We start from the raw sequence: 15,855 nt of genomic DNA on the forward strand, positions 1-15,855 counted from the left end.
CAGGTCCAGCGAGTAGGAACCGATGCGGGCCTGCCGCTGCGCCTCCTCCAGCATGCGCGAGGTCTCGCGCAGCTGCTCCACGGCCAGGCGGCGCTCGGTCACGTCCTGGATGATGCCGTAGGTGCCGATGGTGCGTCCGGCGCTGTCCCGGCGCAGGAAGGTGCGCACGCTGATCCAGCCCTCCGTGCCGTCCCCGAAACGCACCCGCTGCTCCACCTGATGGGTGAAATCCGGCTGACTGGCCGCCTGGGCCTGGAAATGCTCCCGCTCCACCGCGTCGCTCTCGTCCGGATGGTGGAAGCGGTGCTGGTAATCGACGAGAGGCATCGAGTAGCCGCCCTGGGCCTCCGCCGTGGTGCGCAGCACGGTGTAGAACTGGTCGTTGAAGGCGAAGCGGTCACCGGCGGGATCGTACTCCCAGTGGCCCAGGCGCGCCATGGCGACGGCGTCGGCCAGGCGGCGCTCGCTGTCGCGCAGGGCCTCCTCGGCCCGCTTCCGTTCGCTGATGTCCTGGGTGATGACGACGATGCGGTCCACCGCCCCCGCCTCATCGGGGATGGCATAGAAGTGCTGGGAGATCCACTCCGCCGAACCGGGGCGGCGGCCCCGCGTGCGCATTTCCGGGATGGCCAGGCGGCCTCCCTCGCGATAGACGCGCCGGATCTCCTCCCACCAGGGCAGGCTGTAGTCGTCCCGCTCGTCCAGGCGCAGGTCCTGGCGCGGACGCGCCATGTCCTCCAGCACGTCCTCGGCCGGAATGGCCCAGATGCGTCGCCAGGCGTCGTTGGCCGAGATGAGCCGCCCATCCCCGCTGCGCACGCTGATGCCCAGCGGGGAGCTTTCCAGCACGGCGCGCATGAAGTGCTCGCTGCGGCGGAGGGATTCCTCGGCCTGGCGCCGGGCGCTGATGTCCAGCGCCACGAAGGTGACACCCTGCTCGGGATGGCGCGCGTTGGCCGGCGTGCTGTTGAGCAGGATGTGGATGAGCGAGCCGTCCTTTCGCCGCCAGATGGTCTCCACCGTGCCGGTGCCGCACTGCTCGATCTGGCGGTACTTCTCGCGCCCCACCTCCTCGTAAGCATCCTCCGTCGGATAGAGGAGGCGCGCGCCCTGTCCCAGCAGCTCGTGCCGTTTGTAGCCGACCATGCGGCAGAGCGTCTCGTTGGCCTCGAGGATCACCCGCTCCCGCGTCAGCCCGATTCCCACCGGCGCCGCGCGGAAGATGCTGCCCAGCCGCTCCTCGCTGCGGCGCAAGGCGTCCTCGGCGGCTTTGCGGCCACTGATGTCGCGCGCCACGGCCACCACCACCGGCCGGTCCTCCCAGAAAGCCGCCGAGAGGCTGACATCCTTGGGGAAGATGGACCCGTCGGCGCGGCGACCCCAGAACTCGAAGCGCTGGGCCTGTCCCGCCAGGGCGGCGGCCAGCAGGGGACCGAGACCCGCCAGGTCGTTGCGGCCGGGCGCGGCCAGCAGTTCCGGCATGGCGCCGATGATCCGTTCCCGCGGCAGGCCGTACATCTCCTCGGCGGCGCGGTTGACATAGAGGAAGCGGCCGCTGGTGTCCTGGATGTAGACCGCCTCCGCCAGGCCTTCGAGAATGCCCTGGTGGACGGCTGCCATGTCACTCCCGCTCATGGTTCAAGCTCCCCGCTCTTCGCGGGACCACCCAGTTCGGTGTGTGTTCCCAGCAGGCGCAGGGGCCGGCCCGCCTCGTCGTGCTCCATCAGGCGGCCCAGGGACAGGATGCGCTTCCAGGCCCCTTCCCTCGTCCGCATGCGCAGGACCAGACGGTGGTCCGTCCGGACACCGGCCGGGTACTCGCCCAGCACGCGCTCGGCCTCTGCGCGATCTTCCGGGTGGATCAGCCCGCGCCAGCGCTCCGCCGTCCAATGCGTGTCGTCCGCCTCGTATCCCAGCATCTGCGCGTACTCCGGCGTGACGACCGCCTCGCCGCTGCGCAGGTCGAGGTCGAAGAGCCCTTGGCGGGAAGCGGCCAGGGCCAGGCGCAGGCGGGCCTCGTTCTCGCGCAGCTCCTGCTCGGCCTTGATCCTGCCGCTCACGTCCAGCGCCAGCACGAGGACGGCGCGGTGCAGGGCGAACTCGAGCGGGTGCGAGGAAATCTCGGCCAGAAGCAAGCTCCCGTCCTTGCGCAAATGGCGCCACACGCCGGCGTCATCCAGGCCGGAGGAGCCGCGGGCCACGCTCTCGAGCAGGCGGGACACGTCCTCCGGTGGGCGGATGTCCGTGATGCGCATGCCCAGGAACTCGTTGCGGCTCCAGCCATAGGCGGCCACCGCCGCGTCGTTGACGGCAAGGAAGGCCAGGCTGTCCCGGTCGAAGACCCACATGGGATGCGGATTGGCGTCGAAGAGGAGGCGGTAGCGCTCCTCGCTCTCGCGCAGGGCCTGCTCCGCCTGCCGACGGGAGGTGATGTCGTGGACGACGGCGATGTGCAGCCCCCCTTCCCCATCCGGGACGCCCAGGGAGGACACCGTCACCTCCACCCAGACCAGGCGGCCGTCCTTGCGGGCAAGACGCAGGGTCGCCGTGATCTCGCTGGCCTGGCCGGCCAGCACCCGCTCCACGCTCTCCTGCAACGCGGGTTTCTCTTCCGGCACCAGCAGGCGCTGGTGGTCCAGGCGCTCCAGCTCGGCCCAGGAGTATCCCACCAGTTCGCAGAAACGGGGATTGGCCCATTTAAGCCGCTGCTCCAGGGCGTGGAAGAGGACGACGCCCACCGAGGCCTGCTCGAAGAGCCCGCGGAAGCGGGCCTCGCTCTCGCGCAGGGCGTCCTCGGCGCGCCGGCGGGCCGTGATGTCCTGGGAGATGGAGACGACCCGGACCACCCGGCCATCCTCCAGGACCGGGGCCAGGCGGGTGGCATACCAGACGAGGGAATCAGGGCTGCCCGCTCCCTCCAATTCGTAGTCCCGCGGCTCGCCCGTTGCCACCACCTCGCCGAAGGCCTGCCACAGGATCGGCCTTTGCTCGACCGGGACCCACAGGTCGAAAGGACGGCCCAGCACTTCCTCCATGCGAAAACCCGGCTGCAGGCGGCTCAGGAAGATGAAACGGCCTTCATGGTCCAGCTCGGCGATGAAGGCGGGGGCGTTCTCCGTCACGCTGCGCAGGCGCTGGTCACCCAGGCGCCGGGCCTCCTCGGCGACGCGCAGAGCGGTGATGTCCGTCATGACGCTCAACCAGCAGGGCTCGCCGTCCAACTCGATGGATTCGGTGGTGCAGAGGGCGTGGCGCAGACCGCCGTCCGGCCGATGCAGGAGCAATTCCTGTCCGTCCAGGCGGTGTTCGCTCCCCAGCACGCCCTGCAGACGCTGGAACTCCTCGGGGATGAGGACGCCCATTTCCGTGGTGGTGCGGCCCATGATCTCCAGACGGGATCGGCCGAGCAGCTCGCAGAGGGCGTCATTGACGTGCAACTGGCGTCCCTGCCGGTCGGAGATGCTCATGGCCACGCCGCGGGCGTGGAAGGCTTTGGAGAAGCGCTCTTCGCTGGCCCGGAGGGCGGCCTCGGCCACCTTGCGCTCGCTGACATCCTGGGCCAGGGCCAGCACCACGGGCCGACCCGACAAGTCCACCCGGCGCAGGTTGACTTCCGCCCAGAACACACTGCCGTCCTTGCGCCGCGCCAGCCAGTGGAAGGTGGGCTGTTCCCCGGCGGCGGCCCGCTGGATCCAGCTCAGGGCCGCATTCTCACTCCAGGGGGGAAGATTGGCGCTGATCCGCGCCACGCCCACGCCCCGCAGCTCCTCAGGTTCATAGCCCCAGTCCCGGATGCCGGCGCTCACATCCAGGATCTCGCCCGTTTCCGGGTCATGGACGAAAATGGCGTCGCCTACCGTGTCAAAAATGGCGCGCAGGCGTCCCTCGCCTTCCAGGGCTCGCTGCAGCAGCTTCTCCTGGCGCTGGAGGTCGCGGCGGACCATGGCGGTCACCAGCAGGGCGGTGATGGCGACGTAGAACCAGCCCTTCCAGGTCTGCAGCCAGGAGTAGTGATGGGTGTCAACCACCAGCCAGAGCAGCACCCGGTCGCTGAGGATGATCCAGAGCGACCCGAAGAGGGCGTAGATGACGCCGATGCGGCCGGCGCGGCCCAGGGTGCCGAACATGAGCCTTCCACTGGTGGTTGATGGCCTTTCCATCGGAGGCCATCCTTGTCGTTCAATGACTTATCGGCACTTCGGCCGATCAATCCAAAGGGGACGCCGCCCCGGCAGGCCGGTCCGGCCCAAGGCAGCGGGTCCGCAGGAGGGCCTGCTCCGCATCGGGCAGCCAGCTGATGGCGATGGCCGATTCCACCAGGGCGCGGATGGCGGCGCGATCCAGGCGGAACAGCTCCATCAGGGCGCCATATTCACCGGCCAGACTGGTGTGGAACATGGCGGGATCGTCGGTGTTGACGGACAGGCGCGCCCCCAGCTCCAGGTAGCGGCGGATGGGATGCTCCGCCAGCGAGGGGATGACGCCGGTCCGCACGTTGGACAAGGGGCACAGCTCCAAGCCCGTGCCACGCCGCACCAGTTCGTCCACCAGGCCCCGGTCCTCCACCGCGCGCGTGGCATGGCCGATGCGGTCCACCTGCAGAAGTTCAAGGGCCTGCCGCACGCTGTCCGCCCCGGCCGCCTCCCCGGCGTGGCAACTGGTGCGCAGGCCGCGCCGGCGGGCCTCGGCAAAGATCTCCGTGAACAAGGCGGGGGGGAAGTCCGCCTCGCTGCCCCCCAGCCCGATGCCGATCACGCCCAGATCCGCGCATTCCGCCACCTGGGCCAGGGTGCGGGCGGCGCGACGGGGACCGAAGTCCCGCACCAGGTCCGGCACGAGAGCCACGCGCAGCTGCGGCACGCGGTCCAGGCCGCGGCGGAGGGCGCCCAGGATCTCCTGCGGCTCCAACCCGGAGGCGGCGAAGTCCGGCGGTGAACAGAAGGCTTCCACGTACACGTGGCCCTGGGCGGACAGGTGGCGGGCGACGGCCTCGGCGACCAGCGTGAAGTCCTCCGCCTCCCGCAGGAAGCGGTTCTTCCAGACCCAGGTGTCGATGAAATGGGCGAAGTCCCGGTAGGCGAAACGGGCCTGGAGGGCTTCCAGGCTGGGCGTGGCCGGGTCGCCGCCGTACTTCTCCGCCAAGGTCCACAGCGTGGGCAGGGGGATGGCCCCTTCCAGGTGAAGGTGTAGCTCCACTTTGGGCAGGGCCGCCAGCCAGGCCCGGTCGGACTCGTTCAGCTCCATGCGGCGCGATCCCCTTGATGTGCCCAGCCTCCCGCCCCCGGCCGCCACGCAGGCCGCGCCAGGGAAGGACCGATGCGGGCGGGTTGCGGATCAAGCTCCCACTGTGCTCCATGGGACGGCGGCAAGGTGGCAAGGGCGCGGGGCACATCCAGGTCAGCACAAAGGGATGTCATTCAATGGTCGGAGAAGGACATGACCGCGGCGCCAGATGTCCTCCTTTGCCAGGAATGAACTACGATTGACCAAACAATTCATCAAGGGAGGGAGTCATGAGATCGCATATCGTGATGGCACTGGTCGCTGCGGCGTTCATCGGTTGTTCTGGCGAAGATGGGGCCACCGGGCCACAGGGGCCGCAAGGGCCAATGGGACCGCAGGGCCCGGCTGGCGAGGATGGAACGGACTGGCCGGGTCCAGTGCCGCAGGCTTATGTCGATGCGGACGGGATCACGGGTGGTGCAGCCTTCTCGAAATGGTGGACGATTGACGGCGGCGGCAGCGGGACCGCGCCCTCCACCGCGGCCAGCAGTGAGTTCTATCGCTGCAAGTCGTGCCATGCCTGGGACGGCTTGGGCAGCGCGGGATCCTACGCAAACCGCACCGGCCAGAGCACGGGCAACCTTGGACGGCCGGACGTGGCCGCCGTGAACCTGCGCAGCGCGGTGTACGCAGAAAGCTACCAGGAGCTATACAACTTGGTCAGCCATGCGGGCGCGCGGGATATTGATGCCGTGGACAACACGCATCCCGACTACGCTGACTTTTTGAGCGAAGACCAGATCTGGGATTTGGTCAAGTTCATGCGGGAGGAATGGGTCAATCCCAGCGACTTGTACGACTTGGCCGTGTCAGGCCCGGCTATGCGTTGGGACTATTCGGTCAATCCGGCCGTTCTGGTGTCCCCCACCTTGACCTACACCAATATTGGCGCGCTGGGCAACGAGAGTAACGGGCAGACCCTCTACGCCAGCGCCTGTGCGGTATGTCACGGCATCGACGGCACCCAATTGCCCATTGGTGGCATCAGCGTGGGCCGCTTCATCCGCACCAAGCCTTATGAGGCTTGGTTCAAGATCAAGTTCGGTGAGCCCGGAACGGGCATGGCGCCGGGCTTGGTGACGGCCACGTCGGATCTGCAGGACTTGTATGCCGCGTTGGCAAACACCACCAATTTCCCCGAAATGCCCTGAGGCAAGGCCAATCCAGCAAAGGCCCACGCAGCTGGTCGCGTGGGCCTTTGTTTGCCTTTTGTCGGGGAAAGATCTTGAGGCAGCGAACCGGAACATGGGTGCGACGGCCGTTGAACGACTGGTGAGCCGATGGACGCGGGGGAGCCGGCCCAGTTCCATGTGCTGCGTCAGAACCACCCGAACCCCTTCAATCCGGCCGCGACGATCCGCTTCACGCTGGGGGAAACCAGACCCGTCCGCTTGACGGTGTCGGATCTGCGGGGACGGCGCGTGGCCGGGTCGCCCGTACTTTTCCACCAGCGACCACAGCGTGGGCAGGGGATGGCTCCTTCCAGGTGAAGGTGCAGCTCCACTTTGGGCAGAGCCGCCAACCAGGCCCGGTCGGACTCGTTCAGCTCCATGCGGCGCGATCCCCCTTGATGTGCCCAGCCTCCCGCCCCCGGCCGCCACGCAGGCCGCGCCAGGGAGGGACCGATGCGGGCGGGTTGCGGATCAAGCTCCCACAGTGCTCCATGGGACGGCGGCAAGGTGGCAAGGGCGCGGGGCACATCCAGGTCAGCACAAGCAGAGGCAATCACCGGCAACGGCCAGGATCTTCAACGATCAGCCCGGTTTCCGGGCGATCCACAAGCCGCGCCCGCCCAGACCCGTCTCGTCGTACTCCGCCGACAGGCCGACGGCCTCCAGGGCGGCGCGCAGCTCGGAGCGGGTGGCCAGCAGCAGCTCGTGGTGCTCGACGAAATGGCGCGTGCTCTCCGGCGTGCCCACCAGATGGTGCAGGTCGAGCACGGAAAGGCGGCCGCGCACCAGGCTGGTGCCGAGCCGGGCGATCTTCAGCTCCGGCTCGTCGATGAAGAGGCCATGGACGGTGCCGGGCCGCCAAGTCTCCGGCGCCAACCAAGGTTCCACCAACAGCAGTCCCCCGGGCTGGACGTGCCGGGCCATGGCGGCGCAGGCCCGCCCCAGGTCGGGCAGGGTGGTCATGTAGCCGATGGCGCTGAACAGGCAGCAGACCACATCGTAGGCGCGGCCCAGGCGGAAGTCGCGCATGTCGCCCAGATGGAGGGGCAGGTCCGGCAGGTGGCGGCGGGCTTCCGCCAGCTGGCCCGGGCTCAGGTCGAGGCCCTCGCAGGCGAAGCGGCCCCGCAGATGCTCCAGGTGGCGGCCCGTGCCGCAGGCCACGTCCAGCAGGGTGCGGGCCTCCGGCCATCGCTCATCGACCACTTCCACCAGATGGGCCGCCTCGCCGGCGTAGTCCTTGAAGGAGTAAAGCCGGTCGTACCATTCCGCGCTGGCGAAATAGGCCTCGGTGGCGCCCTCCCCCCGCACGTTGCCGACTCCCCCCGCGCGTGGTGCGGCCAGGGCCTCGATCCAGGCCGGCGCATCCGCCGCCAACAGGCGCTCCACCTGCCGGGCGTGCCGCCAGACGTGGACGACAGCGTGCTCCAGCAGCTGTTCCAGGTCGTAGTCCACACCCCAACCGGCGCGGATGCGCAGCGCCGCGATCTCCTCCTCCGACCAGTCCGCCTTGTCCGCCAGAAGGGACCAGGTGCCGGTCGGCAGGGCGCGCAGCCGCCGGCGCAGGGCGGTCAGGTCCTGCCCGGGCAGGTCCCGCGCGGGCGGGTCCGGCGGGGCGGCCGCCCCGAAGGCGGTGCGAAGCAGGTCGTCATAGACGTGGCCGGAATAGAGGACGTGCTCCAACACTTCGCGCAGGGTCAGGCCCGCGGCGCCGGGCAGGGTCCGCGGACGGGCCAGCGCCTCCTCGTCCAGGGCCTCGAGCAGGGAGTCCAGATGGAGGACGGCGCGTTCCAACTCGTCCACCAGGGCGCCCAGGGGACCAGGTCGCCAGCGTGCCGGGGCGCTTTTCATCGGGCGGACTCCTCGGGGGGTGGCGGCACCTCCAGCGCCGGCAGGCGCAGGCCGCGGACGATGGCCGTCAGGCGCAGGGCCAGGATGACCACCATGCCGGCCAGGGCGGCCCAGCCCCGGGCAAGACCGGCGGGCTGGGCCAACAGGTAGCAGGAGATGCCGGCCAGGCTGGCCGTGGCGTAAAGTGTTTCGCTGGGCCGGAAGAGCAGGGGCACCTCCCCCGACATCATGTCGCGCAGCACGCCGCCCGCCACCCCGGTCAGCAGACCCATCACCACCGCCACGAGGCCGCCCTCGCCGGCGCTTTCCGCCACCTGGACGCCCACGATGCTGAAGAAGGCCAGGCCCAGGGCGTCGGCCACCAGCAGGGCCTTCCAGGGCGGGCGCAGGAAGCGCACGGTGACGAGGGCCAGCGCGGCGGCGATGATCGTGCTCCAGAGGATGACCGGCTGCCGCACCCAGAAGACGGGGTGGATGTCGAGCAGCAGGTCGCGCAAGGTGCCGCCCCCCAGCGCCGTCACACCGGCCAGGAAGGCGGCGCCGATCAGGTCGAAGCGTTGGCGTCCCGCCGCCAGGGCGCCCGAGGCGGCGAACACGGCGACGCCCAGGACGCTGATCAGGGTGAAAAGCTGGTCATGGTCCATCCATCCTCCTTAACCGGCCAGCGGAATGACATGGAAGAGGATGGCGAAATAATGGAAGGCGCTGCCCGCCAACACGAAAAGATGCCAGACGGCGTGGCCCCAGGGCAGGCTCTTCCAGGCATAGAAGACGCAGCCCAGGGTGTAGGACAACCCACCCGCGGCCAAGAGCAGCAGGCCCCCGGCGTCCAGGGCCCGCCACAATGGCACGGCCGCCACCAGCACGGCCCAGCCCATCAGCAGGTAGATGCCCAGGGAAAAGACCTGACGGGCCCGCAGCAGCCGGCTTTGCAGGATGATGCCGGCCAGGGCCAGGCCCCACACGGCGCCAAAGAGGCTCCAGCCCCAGGGTCCGTGCAGCTTGACGAGGGTGAAGGGCGTGTAGGTCCCTGCGATGAGCAGGTAGATGGCGCTGTGGTCGATCACGCGCAGCACAGCCCGGACCCGGACCTGGGTGACGGCGTGATAAGCGGTGGAGGCGGCGAAGAGCAGGATCAGGGTGGCCCCGTAGATGCTGCAGGCCACCATGAGCCAGGCCGTGCCGTGCGTGGCGGCGAAGGCGGTGAGCACGCCCAGGCCCACCATGGCCAGCACCAGGCCGACGCCGTGGATGATGGCGGAGGCGATTTCCTCGCCCAGGGGGCGCGCAGGTGGTGCGGGAATCATCCCTTCCTTTCACGACAGGGACCCGCGCCCTCGCGGGGGCGCGGGCCTCCCGCCGCGGCTGCTCATGCCCAGAGGTGCATGGTGTTGACCGCCTTGCCCTGCAGCTTCAAATAGTAGAAGAGCTGGCCCTTGTGCTGGGTCAGGTGCTGCACCATCTGCAGCAGGCGGCGGCCCAGATTCATGGTGGACTGGTCCCAGGGGGCGGGCGCCGGCCGCGTCTCCAGCTCCTCCTCGCCCACCGTGGCCAGGATCTCCAGGGCCAAGGCGCGGTCCGCCTCGATGAGCCGGCGCGCCTCCGCCACGCTGCCCGCGGCCGGCAGCTTCTCGGCGGGCGGCATCATCTCCTCCTCGCTCATCTGGCTCATGTCCATGTCGGGCGGCAGGCCCCAGTCTCCCGTCACGAAGCCCTTGAAGCCGCAGCCGCAGGCGGAGGTGAGGTGGTGGAGGAGCTGGCCGACCGTCATCCAGTTGGATCCGGTGGCGGGCTTCCAGCCCAGCTCGTCGTCACCCACCAGGTCCAGCAGACGCAGGGTGACGGCATAGGCGTCTTCAATCTCCGCCTTCAACAAGTTGTGCGCATTCATGGAGGGGTCCTTTCCGTTTGCATGATTCCGTGCTGCCAATGTTCCACCATCGCCGCAGAGGAGCAAGGCGCTCCCTCCGGCGTGGCCCACAAGAACGGGGGGGTGTGGGACATGACACTGGCTTCTGCCGGAGAGCGGGCGTGGGCCGGATGGCCCACGCTTCTTTCAGACTGCCTCGTCAACCGATGAGGACCAACTCATCTACACATCGTAGTACAGCTCCATCTCGAAGGGATGGGGCCGTCGACGCAGCTGGGCCGCCTCGTCGCGCTTCCGGGAGATCCAGGTCTCCAGCAGGTCGGCCGTGAACACGCCACCCTCCAGCAGGAAGTCTTGGTCCCGCTCGAGCGCCGCCAGGGCCTCCTCCAGGCTGGTGGGCAGGTTGGCGATGCGGTCGCGCTCCGCCGGCGGCAGGTTGAACACGTTGAGGTCGAAGGGGCCGAATCCCATCTCCCGCGGATCCAGGCGGCGTTGGATGCCGTCGATGCCCGCCATCAACTGGGCGGCCATGGCCAGGTAGATGTTGCAGCTGGCATCCGGCGGGCGGAACTCGATGCGCTTCTCCATGGGCTCGGTGGCGTACTTGAGGATGCGGATCGCCGCGCTGCGGTTGCCCAGGCTGAAGAAGGCCTTGACCGGCGCCTCGAAGCCCGGCACCAGGCGCTTGTAGGAATTGGTGCTGGGGTTGGTCAGGGCCAGGAGGGCGGGACCGTGGTGAAGCAGGCCGCCGATGTAATGCAGCGCCGTGTCCGACAGGTCGGCGTAGCCGCCTTTCTTGTAAAAGAGCGGCTCCTCGCCGCGGAAGAGATGCTGGTGGAAGTGCATGCCGCTGCCCGCCACGTTGTAGAGGGGCTTGGGCATGAAGGTGGCCGTCTTGCCGTGCAGCTTGGCCACCATGCGGATGACGTACTTGGTCCACATCGCCTTGTCGGCGGCGCGGCGCAGGGTGTCCAGGATGATCTCGATCTCGTTCTGGCCGGGACCGCCCACCTCGTGATGGTGGTAGTTGACGGGGATGTCCGCCGCCTCCAGCAGGCGCACCATCTCGCTGCGCAGGTTGTAGCTGCGATCCATGGGCGGCGCCGCGTGGTAGCCGGCGTGGGCGCCCATGCGGTGTCCCTGGTTGCGGCCGGGCATCATGGAATTCCAGCCCGCCTCATCGCTGTCGATGGAGTAGCCGGCCTCGTGCTCCACGTTGCGGTAGTTGATGGAGTCGAAGATGTAGAACTCGAACTCCGGTCCCCACTTGCTGTGCGTGGCGATGCCGCATTCCTGCAGGTACTGCTCGGCGCGGCCGGCGATGCTGCGCGGATCCCGGCTGAAGGGTTGGCGCGTGTCGGCCTCGGCGATGCTGCAGAAGAGGCTGAGGGTGGGCACGTCCCAGAAGGGGTCGTGGTAGGCCGTGCGCGGGTCGGGCAGCAGCACCATGTCGCCCGCCTCGGTCGTCTTGAAGCCGGGCGTGGAGGAGCCGTCGAAGGCGATGCCGCGCTCGAAAGTGTCCGAGTTGACGTGGGAGGCGGGCAGGGTGATGTGATGCCAGCCGCCGAAAAGATTGACGAACTTGAGGTCCACCATCTGGATCTGGTGGTCGTGCAGGTAATCCAGCACTTCCTCTCGCGTGATGAACATGTTGCCTCCGGGTTTCGGGTCGGGCAAGGAAGCAAATCAGGCGTTGATTGTGAACGGATTGACAGGCTCGTCGGCCGATTCCCGACCGGCCCCCATTGAAAAGGCGGACCTCCCGTGACCTTTCGCCATCAGCTGGCTCCCCTGCGCCTGGGCGACCTGCTCCTGCGCAACCACATCGTGATGGCCCCCTGCACCCGCTGCCGCTGTCCAGGCTTCCTGCCCACGGCGGAGGTGGCGGCTTACTATGCCCGTCGCGCCGCCGATGGCGTGGGCTTGCTCATCAGCGAGGGCACGGTGGTCTGCGAGCGGGGCAACGGCTACAACGGGGCGCCCGGGATCTGGACCGACGACCAGGTTCGGGCCTGGCGGCCGGTGACGGAGGCGGTGCACGAGGCCGAGGGTCTCATCATCTGCCAGCTCTGGCACGTGGGGGCGGTGGCCCATCCCCTCACCACCGGCGGGGTGGCGCCCGAATCGCCCTCCGGCCTGCATCCGCCCGGAGCCGTGTCGCGGCTGCGTGATGAGGCGGGCGCGCCCATCCCCTTCGGCCCCTCCGAGGCCATGGACGAGGAGCGCATCCGGGAGGTCGTCCGCCTCTTCGGCGATGCGGCCGGCCGGGCGCTGGAGGCCGGTTTCGACGGGGTGGAGATCCACGGCGCCCACGGCTATCTCATCGACCAGTTCATCAACCTGAAGTGGAACCATCGCACGGATGACTGGGGTGGCGACCAGCGCTGCCGCCTGGCGGGGGAAGTGACGCGGACCGTTCTGGCGGAGACAGGTCCCGGCCGCACCCTCCTGCGCTTCTCCCCAGGCTGGGGCACGCCGGGCTCCGGCTGGCAGCGACCGGCCGAGACCCTGCCGCTGCTGCTGGACACCTTGTGGGAAGCGGGCCTGCGCCTCCTCCATGCCAGCCACGGCAGTTATGATGAGGGCTTCCTGCCTGCCGCCGCCCTTCCCATCGCCCATCCACTGCACAATCACGACACCTTGGTCCCCCTTCACCTGGCGACCCGCGCCCGGTGGCCCGGTCAGGTGGTCGGGGTGGGCGGCCTCAGCCCGGCCCGTGCCGAGTCCGCGCTGGCTGCCGACGAGATTGACGCCGCCGCTTTCGGGCGGGCCCTCATCGCCAATCCGGATTTGGTCAGCCGCATCAAAATGGGCATCGAGCTGCGGGAGTATGACCAGAGTATGCTGGATCGACTGGTATGAGGGCCGACCTGGCACCGACCTGGCACCGGCCTGGCACCGACCTGGCACCGACCTGGCACCGACCTGGCACCGACCTGGCACCGACCTGGCACCGATATCACGTTTATTCAGTAATAGCAAATTTCATGTGCAATAATACATTTTCACCGTCATGATTCGGCCTAAGCAAGCCCTAATGCACGTCTCTCGAGCTTCAATCTCCATTCTCAAGGACTATCACTTGCCATTCCAAGAGCACTAAAATAAATAGTAATCGTTCCTGTTATTGGGTGGAGCAAATGCGACACAGCCGGCAACGTCAGCTGATCCTGGATCTGGTGCGCAGCCGCGCCCTGGACCATCCCACGGCCCAGTCCATCCACGACGCCGTGCGCGATCACATGGCGGGGGTCAGCCTGGGCACGGTCTATCGCAACCTCCATCAACTGGTGGAGGCGGGCGAGATCAGCGCCGTCCCGGGTGAGGGCCCCGTCCATTACGACTGGCGGCTGGCGCCGCATCAACACCTGCATTGCCGCATCTGCGGCTCGCTGGTGGACCTGGACTTGGACCTGGCCGAGGAGGCGCGCCAACGCGCCGAGGTCCTGGGCCACCGTCTGGACGAGATCGATTTCCATCTGCGCGGCACCTGTACCCGCTGTCTGATCAGAAGCGAATCAACCCCATAACCACAAGGAGTTCCACATGCTGGTGACCAAGCCCGCCCCCCATTTCAAGGCCACGGCCGTCATGCCCGACAACACGATGAAGGAGATCAGCCTCTCCGACTACAAGGGCAAGAAGGTCGTCCTCTTCTTCTACCCCCTGGACTTCACCTTCGTCTGCCCCACCGAGCTGCTCGCCTTCGACCACCGCCTCGCCGAGTTCGAGAAGCGTGGCGTGCAGGTGCTGGGCTGCTCCGTGGACAGCCACTGGTGCCATCTGGCCTGGAAAAACACGGCCATCGAGCATGGCGGCATTGGCACTGTGAAGTATCCGCTCATCGCAGACCTGACGAAAGGAATCGCCCGCGACTACGACGTGCTGGTGGGCGCCGAGCCCGCCACGGTGATCACGGCCGAGACGGAGGAGGATACGACGGTGGGCGGGCACAGGGCACTGCGGGCCTCCTTTCTTATCGACGAGGAGGGGGTGGTGCGCCACGCCGTCATCAATGACCTGCCCCTGGGCCGCAACATCGACGAAATGCTGCGCATGGTGGATGCCCTCGCCTACAACCAGAAGCACGGCGAAGTGTGTCCTGCCGGTTGGCAGCATGGGGACGCCGGAATGAAGGAGACCCCTCACGACGTGGCCAATTATCTCGCCACGCATGCCGGGAAGCTCTGATCAACGTGTCGGAATGGACGGGGCCGCGGTTGGCGCGAGGACCGCGGCCCCCTTTCGCCTCGGCTTGACACAGCATCCCTCGGCCTGATCAAGGCCGGAAGGGCACCAGGTCCCCAAACTCCACGCGGAAAATGTCCCGCTGCTCGTTGGTGATCCAGACGCTTTCGCCGTCCAGGGCGATCCCCTCGCACTGGCCCGCCGCGATGGGCAGCCAGCGCCACTCCCCCGCCAGCAGGTCCCCCGTCCCGTCCGCCGCGGAAGCCTCCCCGTTGTCCACCACGAAGACGCCCGTGTAGGTGAGGATGGCCACCCACCGGCCGTCCGGCGTGGCGTCGGCGGCGGTGACCAGGCCCGGGATGTCGGGGCGCAGGCCGCCCACCTCGGCCGTGCCCAGGTGGGTGAGCGGATGGACGAGGTCCTCGCGGAAGGCGGCGTGCCAGGGTTGCCCGGGCGGCAGGCTTTCAAAGGGGAAGGGATCCAGCCGGTAGAGGCGCGTGCGGCGGTCGGCGCGGTGCTTGGTGAGGAAATGGAGCGCGCCGCGGGCGAAAAAGACCGCCTCGCAGTCGAAGTTGGCGGCGGCGGGCGGGAAATCCCGCTGGTCGGGCCAGGCGAAGGGAATGCGTTTGAGGGGCCGCGCCGCGTTGACGGCGCGGGGGTTGGGTTCAGGCAGCAGGTAGACGGCCAGGTCGCGCCGGGCGTTGCCGTTGTTGCCGAAGGCTCCGATGATCAGGTTGCCCCGGTCGTCCTGGGCCAGGTCCTCCCAGTCGATGTTGACGGCCCCGGGCAGCAGTAGGCCTCGATACTCCTTGTCCCACTCCGGCTGGATCAGGGCGCCCGTGCTGTCCACGGCGAAGAGGCGGGCCTCGTCCCCCGAGTCATTCAAGGTCCACCACACCCCTGGGAGGCGGCGGCTGATCTCCAGGGCGCTGGACTCGTCGATCTCCTCAAAGGACAGGCGACCCCGGGCTTGCAGCTCCCGCGGCTCCTCAGCCCGGCTGGTCTTGATCAGCAGCAAGGTGATGATTAGAGCCATTGACGTGCGCATGGCGGACCTCTTCTTGCTTTGGCCCATGGGCGGGCCGCCCTCTCCCGTTAAGCCATAAACCTTTCCAAGGCAATTCCGGTCTTGATTTGCCCTTCCCCCCATCCTAGTATACGGACCACGCCGATGGTGGCGACCTCCACACAGCCTTGCCGACTCCACGACTCGTCAACGCTCCGGTCGAGGCCGGTGAAGCCGTGCCGGGAAGGTGGACCAGGGCGTCCTGGCGCGGCACACAACATGGTGGACCATCCACCGACACACAATCTGGAGAGAGTTGATGCGACGCATGACCCTGAGCTTAAGCCAACCCGATTACGCAGGAGAATCAGCCAGTCGTAGGGTCCTCAGGGGTCGCTGTGCCGATCTTGCTGCCAGGCGCAGAGTGCCGGTGATGAGGCAGACCAGATTCATGCGGCGATTGAACCGGTATTGGAACAAGGCAAAGA

Annotated in this window: 14 protein-coding genes; 4 read left to right on the forward strand and 10 right to left on the reverse strand. The window is 68.0% G+C overall.

What is annotated here, in order from left to right; genetic code table 11:
• The 3 genes from Q8O14_02575 to add all read right to left on the reverse strand — a co-directional run.
• On the reverse strand, window positions 1-1,635 hold a 1,635-nt coding region (locus Q8O14_02575), incomplete at its 3' end, for a PAS domain S-box protein (GenBank protein MDP2359626.1).
• Window positions 1,632-4,127, reverse strand: a complete 2,496-nt coding sequence (locus tag Q8O14_02580; GenBank protein MDP2359627.1) for a PAS domain S-box protein — start codon at window positions 4,125-4,127, stop codon at window positions 1,632-1,634. The genes Q8O14_02580 and Q8O14_02575, both read right to left, overlap by 4 nt.
• Window positions 4,128-4,206: 79 nt before the next feature.
• Window positions 4,207-5,244, reverse strand: a complete 1,038-nt coding sequence (gene add, locus Q8O14_02585) for an adenosine deaminase (GenBank protein MDP2359628.1) — start codon at window positions 5,242-5,244, stop codon at window positions 4,207-4,209.
• Between the two features lie 269 nt (window positions 5,245-5,513).
• Here add and Q8O14_02590 point away from each other — a divergent pair, with 269 nt between their 5' ends.
• Window positions 5,514-6,434 (forward strand): c-type cytochrome, encoded by a 921-nt coding sequence (locus Q8O14_02590; protein ID MDP2359629.1) that lies wholly within the window; start codon window positions 5,514-5,516, stop codon window positions 6,432-6,434.
• 167 nt (window positions 6,435-6,601) lie between these two features.
• Here the strand turns inward: Q8O14_02590 and Q8O14_02595 are convergent, their stop codons facing one another.
• The 6 genes from Q8O14_02595 to glnA form a co-directional block, all read right to left on the reverse strand.
• Window positions 6,602-6,835: a hypothetical protein gene (locus Q8O14_02595; GenBank protein MDP2359630.1), complete on the reverse strand. Its 234-nt coding sequence runs from the start codon at window positions 6,833-6,835 to the stop codon at window positions 6,602-6,604.
• A 202-nt stretch (window positions 6,836-7,037) separates the two neighbouring features.
• On the reverse strand, window positions 7,038-8,303 hold the full coding sequence (locus Q8O14_02600) for a DinB family protein (protein MDP2359631.1): 1,266 nt from the start codon (window positions 8,301-8,303) through the stop codon (window positions 7,038-7,040).
• Window positions 8,300-8,947 (reverse strand): trimeric intracellular cation channel family protein, encoded by a 648-nt coding sequence (locus tag Q8O14_02605; protein MDP2359632.1) that lies wholly within the window; start codon window positions 8,945-8,947, stop codon window positions 8,300-8,302. The genes Q8O14_02600 and Q8O14_02605 overlap by 4 nt, the downstream gene beginning before the upstream one ends.
• A gap of 9 nt (window positions 8,948-8,956) precedes the next feature.
• A complete protein-coding gene (locus Q8O14_02610; protein MDP2359633.1) occupies window positions 8,957-9,610 on the reverse strand; it encodes a hemolysin III family protein in 654 nt (217 codons plus the stop codon).
• A 62-nt stretch (window positions 9,611-9,672) separates the two neighbouring features.
• Entirely contained in the window at window positions 9,673-10,194 is a 522-nt protein-coding gene (locus Q8O14_02615; protein ID MDP2359634.1) for a DinB family protein, read from the reverse strand.
• A 201-nt stretch (window positions 10,195-10,395) separates the two neighbouring features.
• Window positions 10,396-11,817, reverse strand: coding sequence for a type I glutamate--ammonia ligase (glnA, locus tag Q8O14_02620; GenBank protein MDP2359635.1), 1,422 nt, complete (start codon window positions 11,815-11,817; stop codon window positions 10,396-10,398).
• Window positions 11,818-11,937: 120 nt separating this feature from the next.
• On the opposite strand from glnA, the gene Q8O14_02625 reads away from it, so the two are divergent.
• The 3 genes from Q8O14_02625 (at window position 11,938) to Q8O14_02635 (ending at window position 14,364) form a co-directional block, all read left to right on the forward strand.
• Window positions 11,938-13,035 (forward strand): alkene reductase, encoded by a 1,098-nt coding sequence (locus tag Q8O14_02625; protein ID MDP2359636.1) that lies wholly within the window; start codon window positions 11,938-11,940, stop codon window positions 13,033-13,035.
• A 278-nt stretch (window positions 13,036-13,313) separates the two neighbouring features.
• The gene (locus tag Q8O14_02630) at window positions 13,314-13,703 is read left to right on the forward strand and encodes a transcriptional repressor (GenBank protein MDP2359637.1); all 390 of its coding nucleotides are present in this window, start codon (window positions 13,314-13,316) and stop codon (window positions 13,701-13,703) included.
• A gap of 16 nt (window positions 13,704-13,719) precedes the next feature.
• The gene (locus Q8O14_02635) at window positions 13,720-14,364 is read left to right on the forward strand and encodes a peroxiredoxin (GenBank protein ID MDP2359638.1); all 645 of its coding nucleotides are present in this window, start codon (window positions 13,720-13,722) and stop codon (window positions 14,362-14,364) included.
• An 88-nt stretch (window positions 14,365-14,452) separates the two neighbouring features.
• Here the strand turns inward: Q8O14_02635 and Q8O14_02640 are convergent, their stop codons facing one another.
• On the reverse strand, window positions 14,453-15,409 hold the full coding sequence (locus tag Q8O14_02640; protein MDP2359639.1) for a hypothetical protein: 957 nt from the start codon (window positions 15,407-15,409) through the stop codon (window positions 14,453-14,455).
• Window positions 15,410-15,855 lie beyond the last annotated feature (446 nt).

This window comes from bacterium (assembly GCA_030685015.1).
In the GTDB taxonomy this organism is placed as follows: domain Bacteria; phylum CAIWAD01; class CAIWAD01; order CAIWAD01; family CAIWAD01; genus CAIWAD01.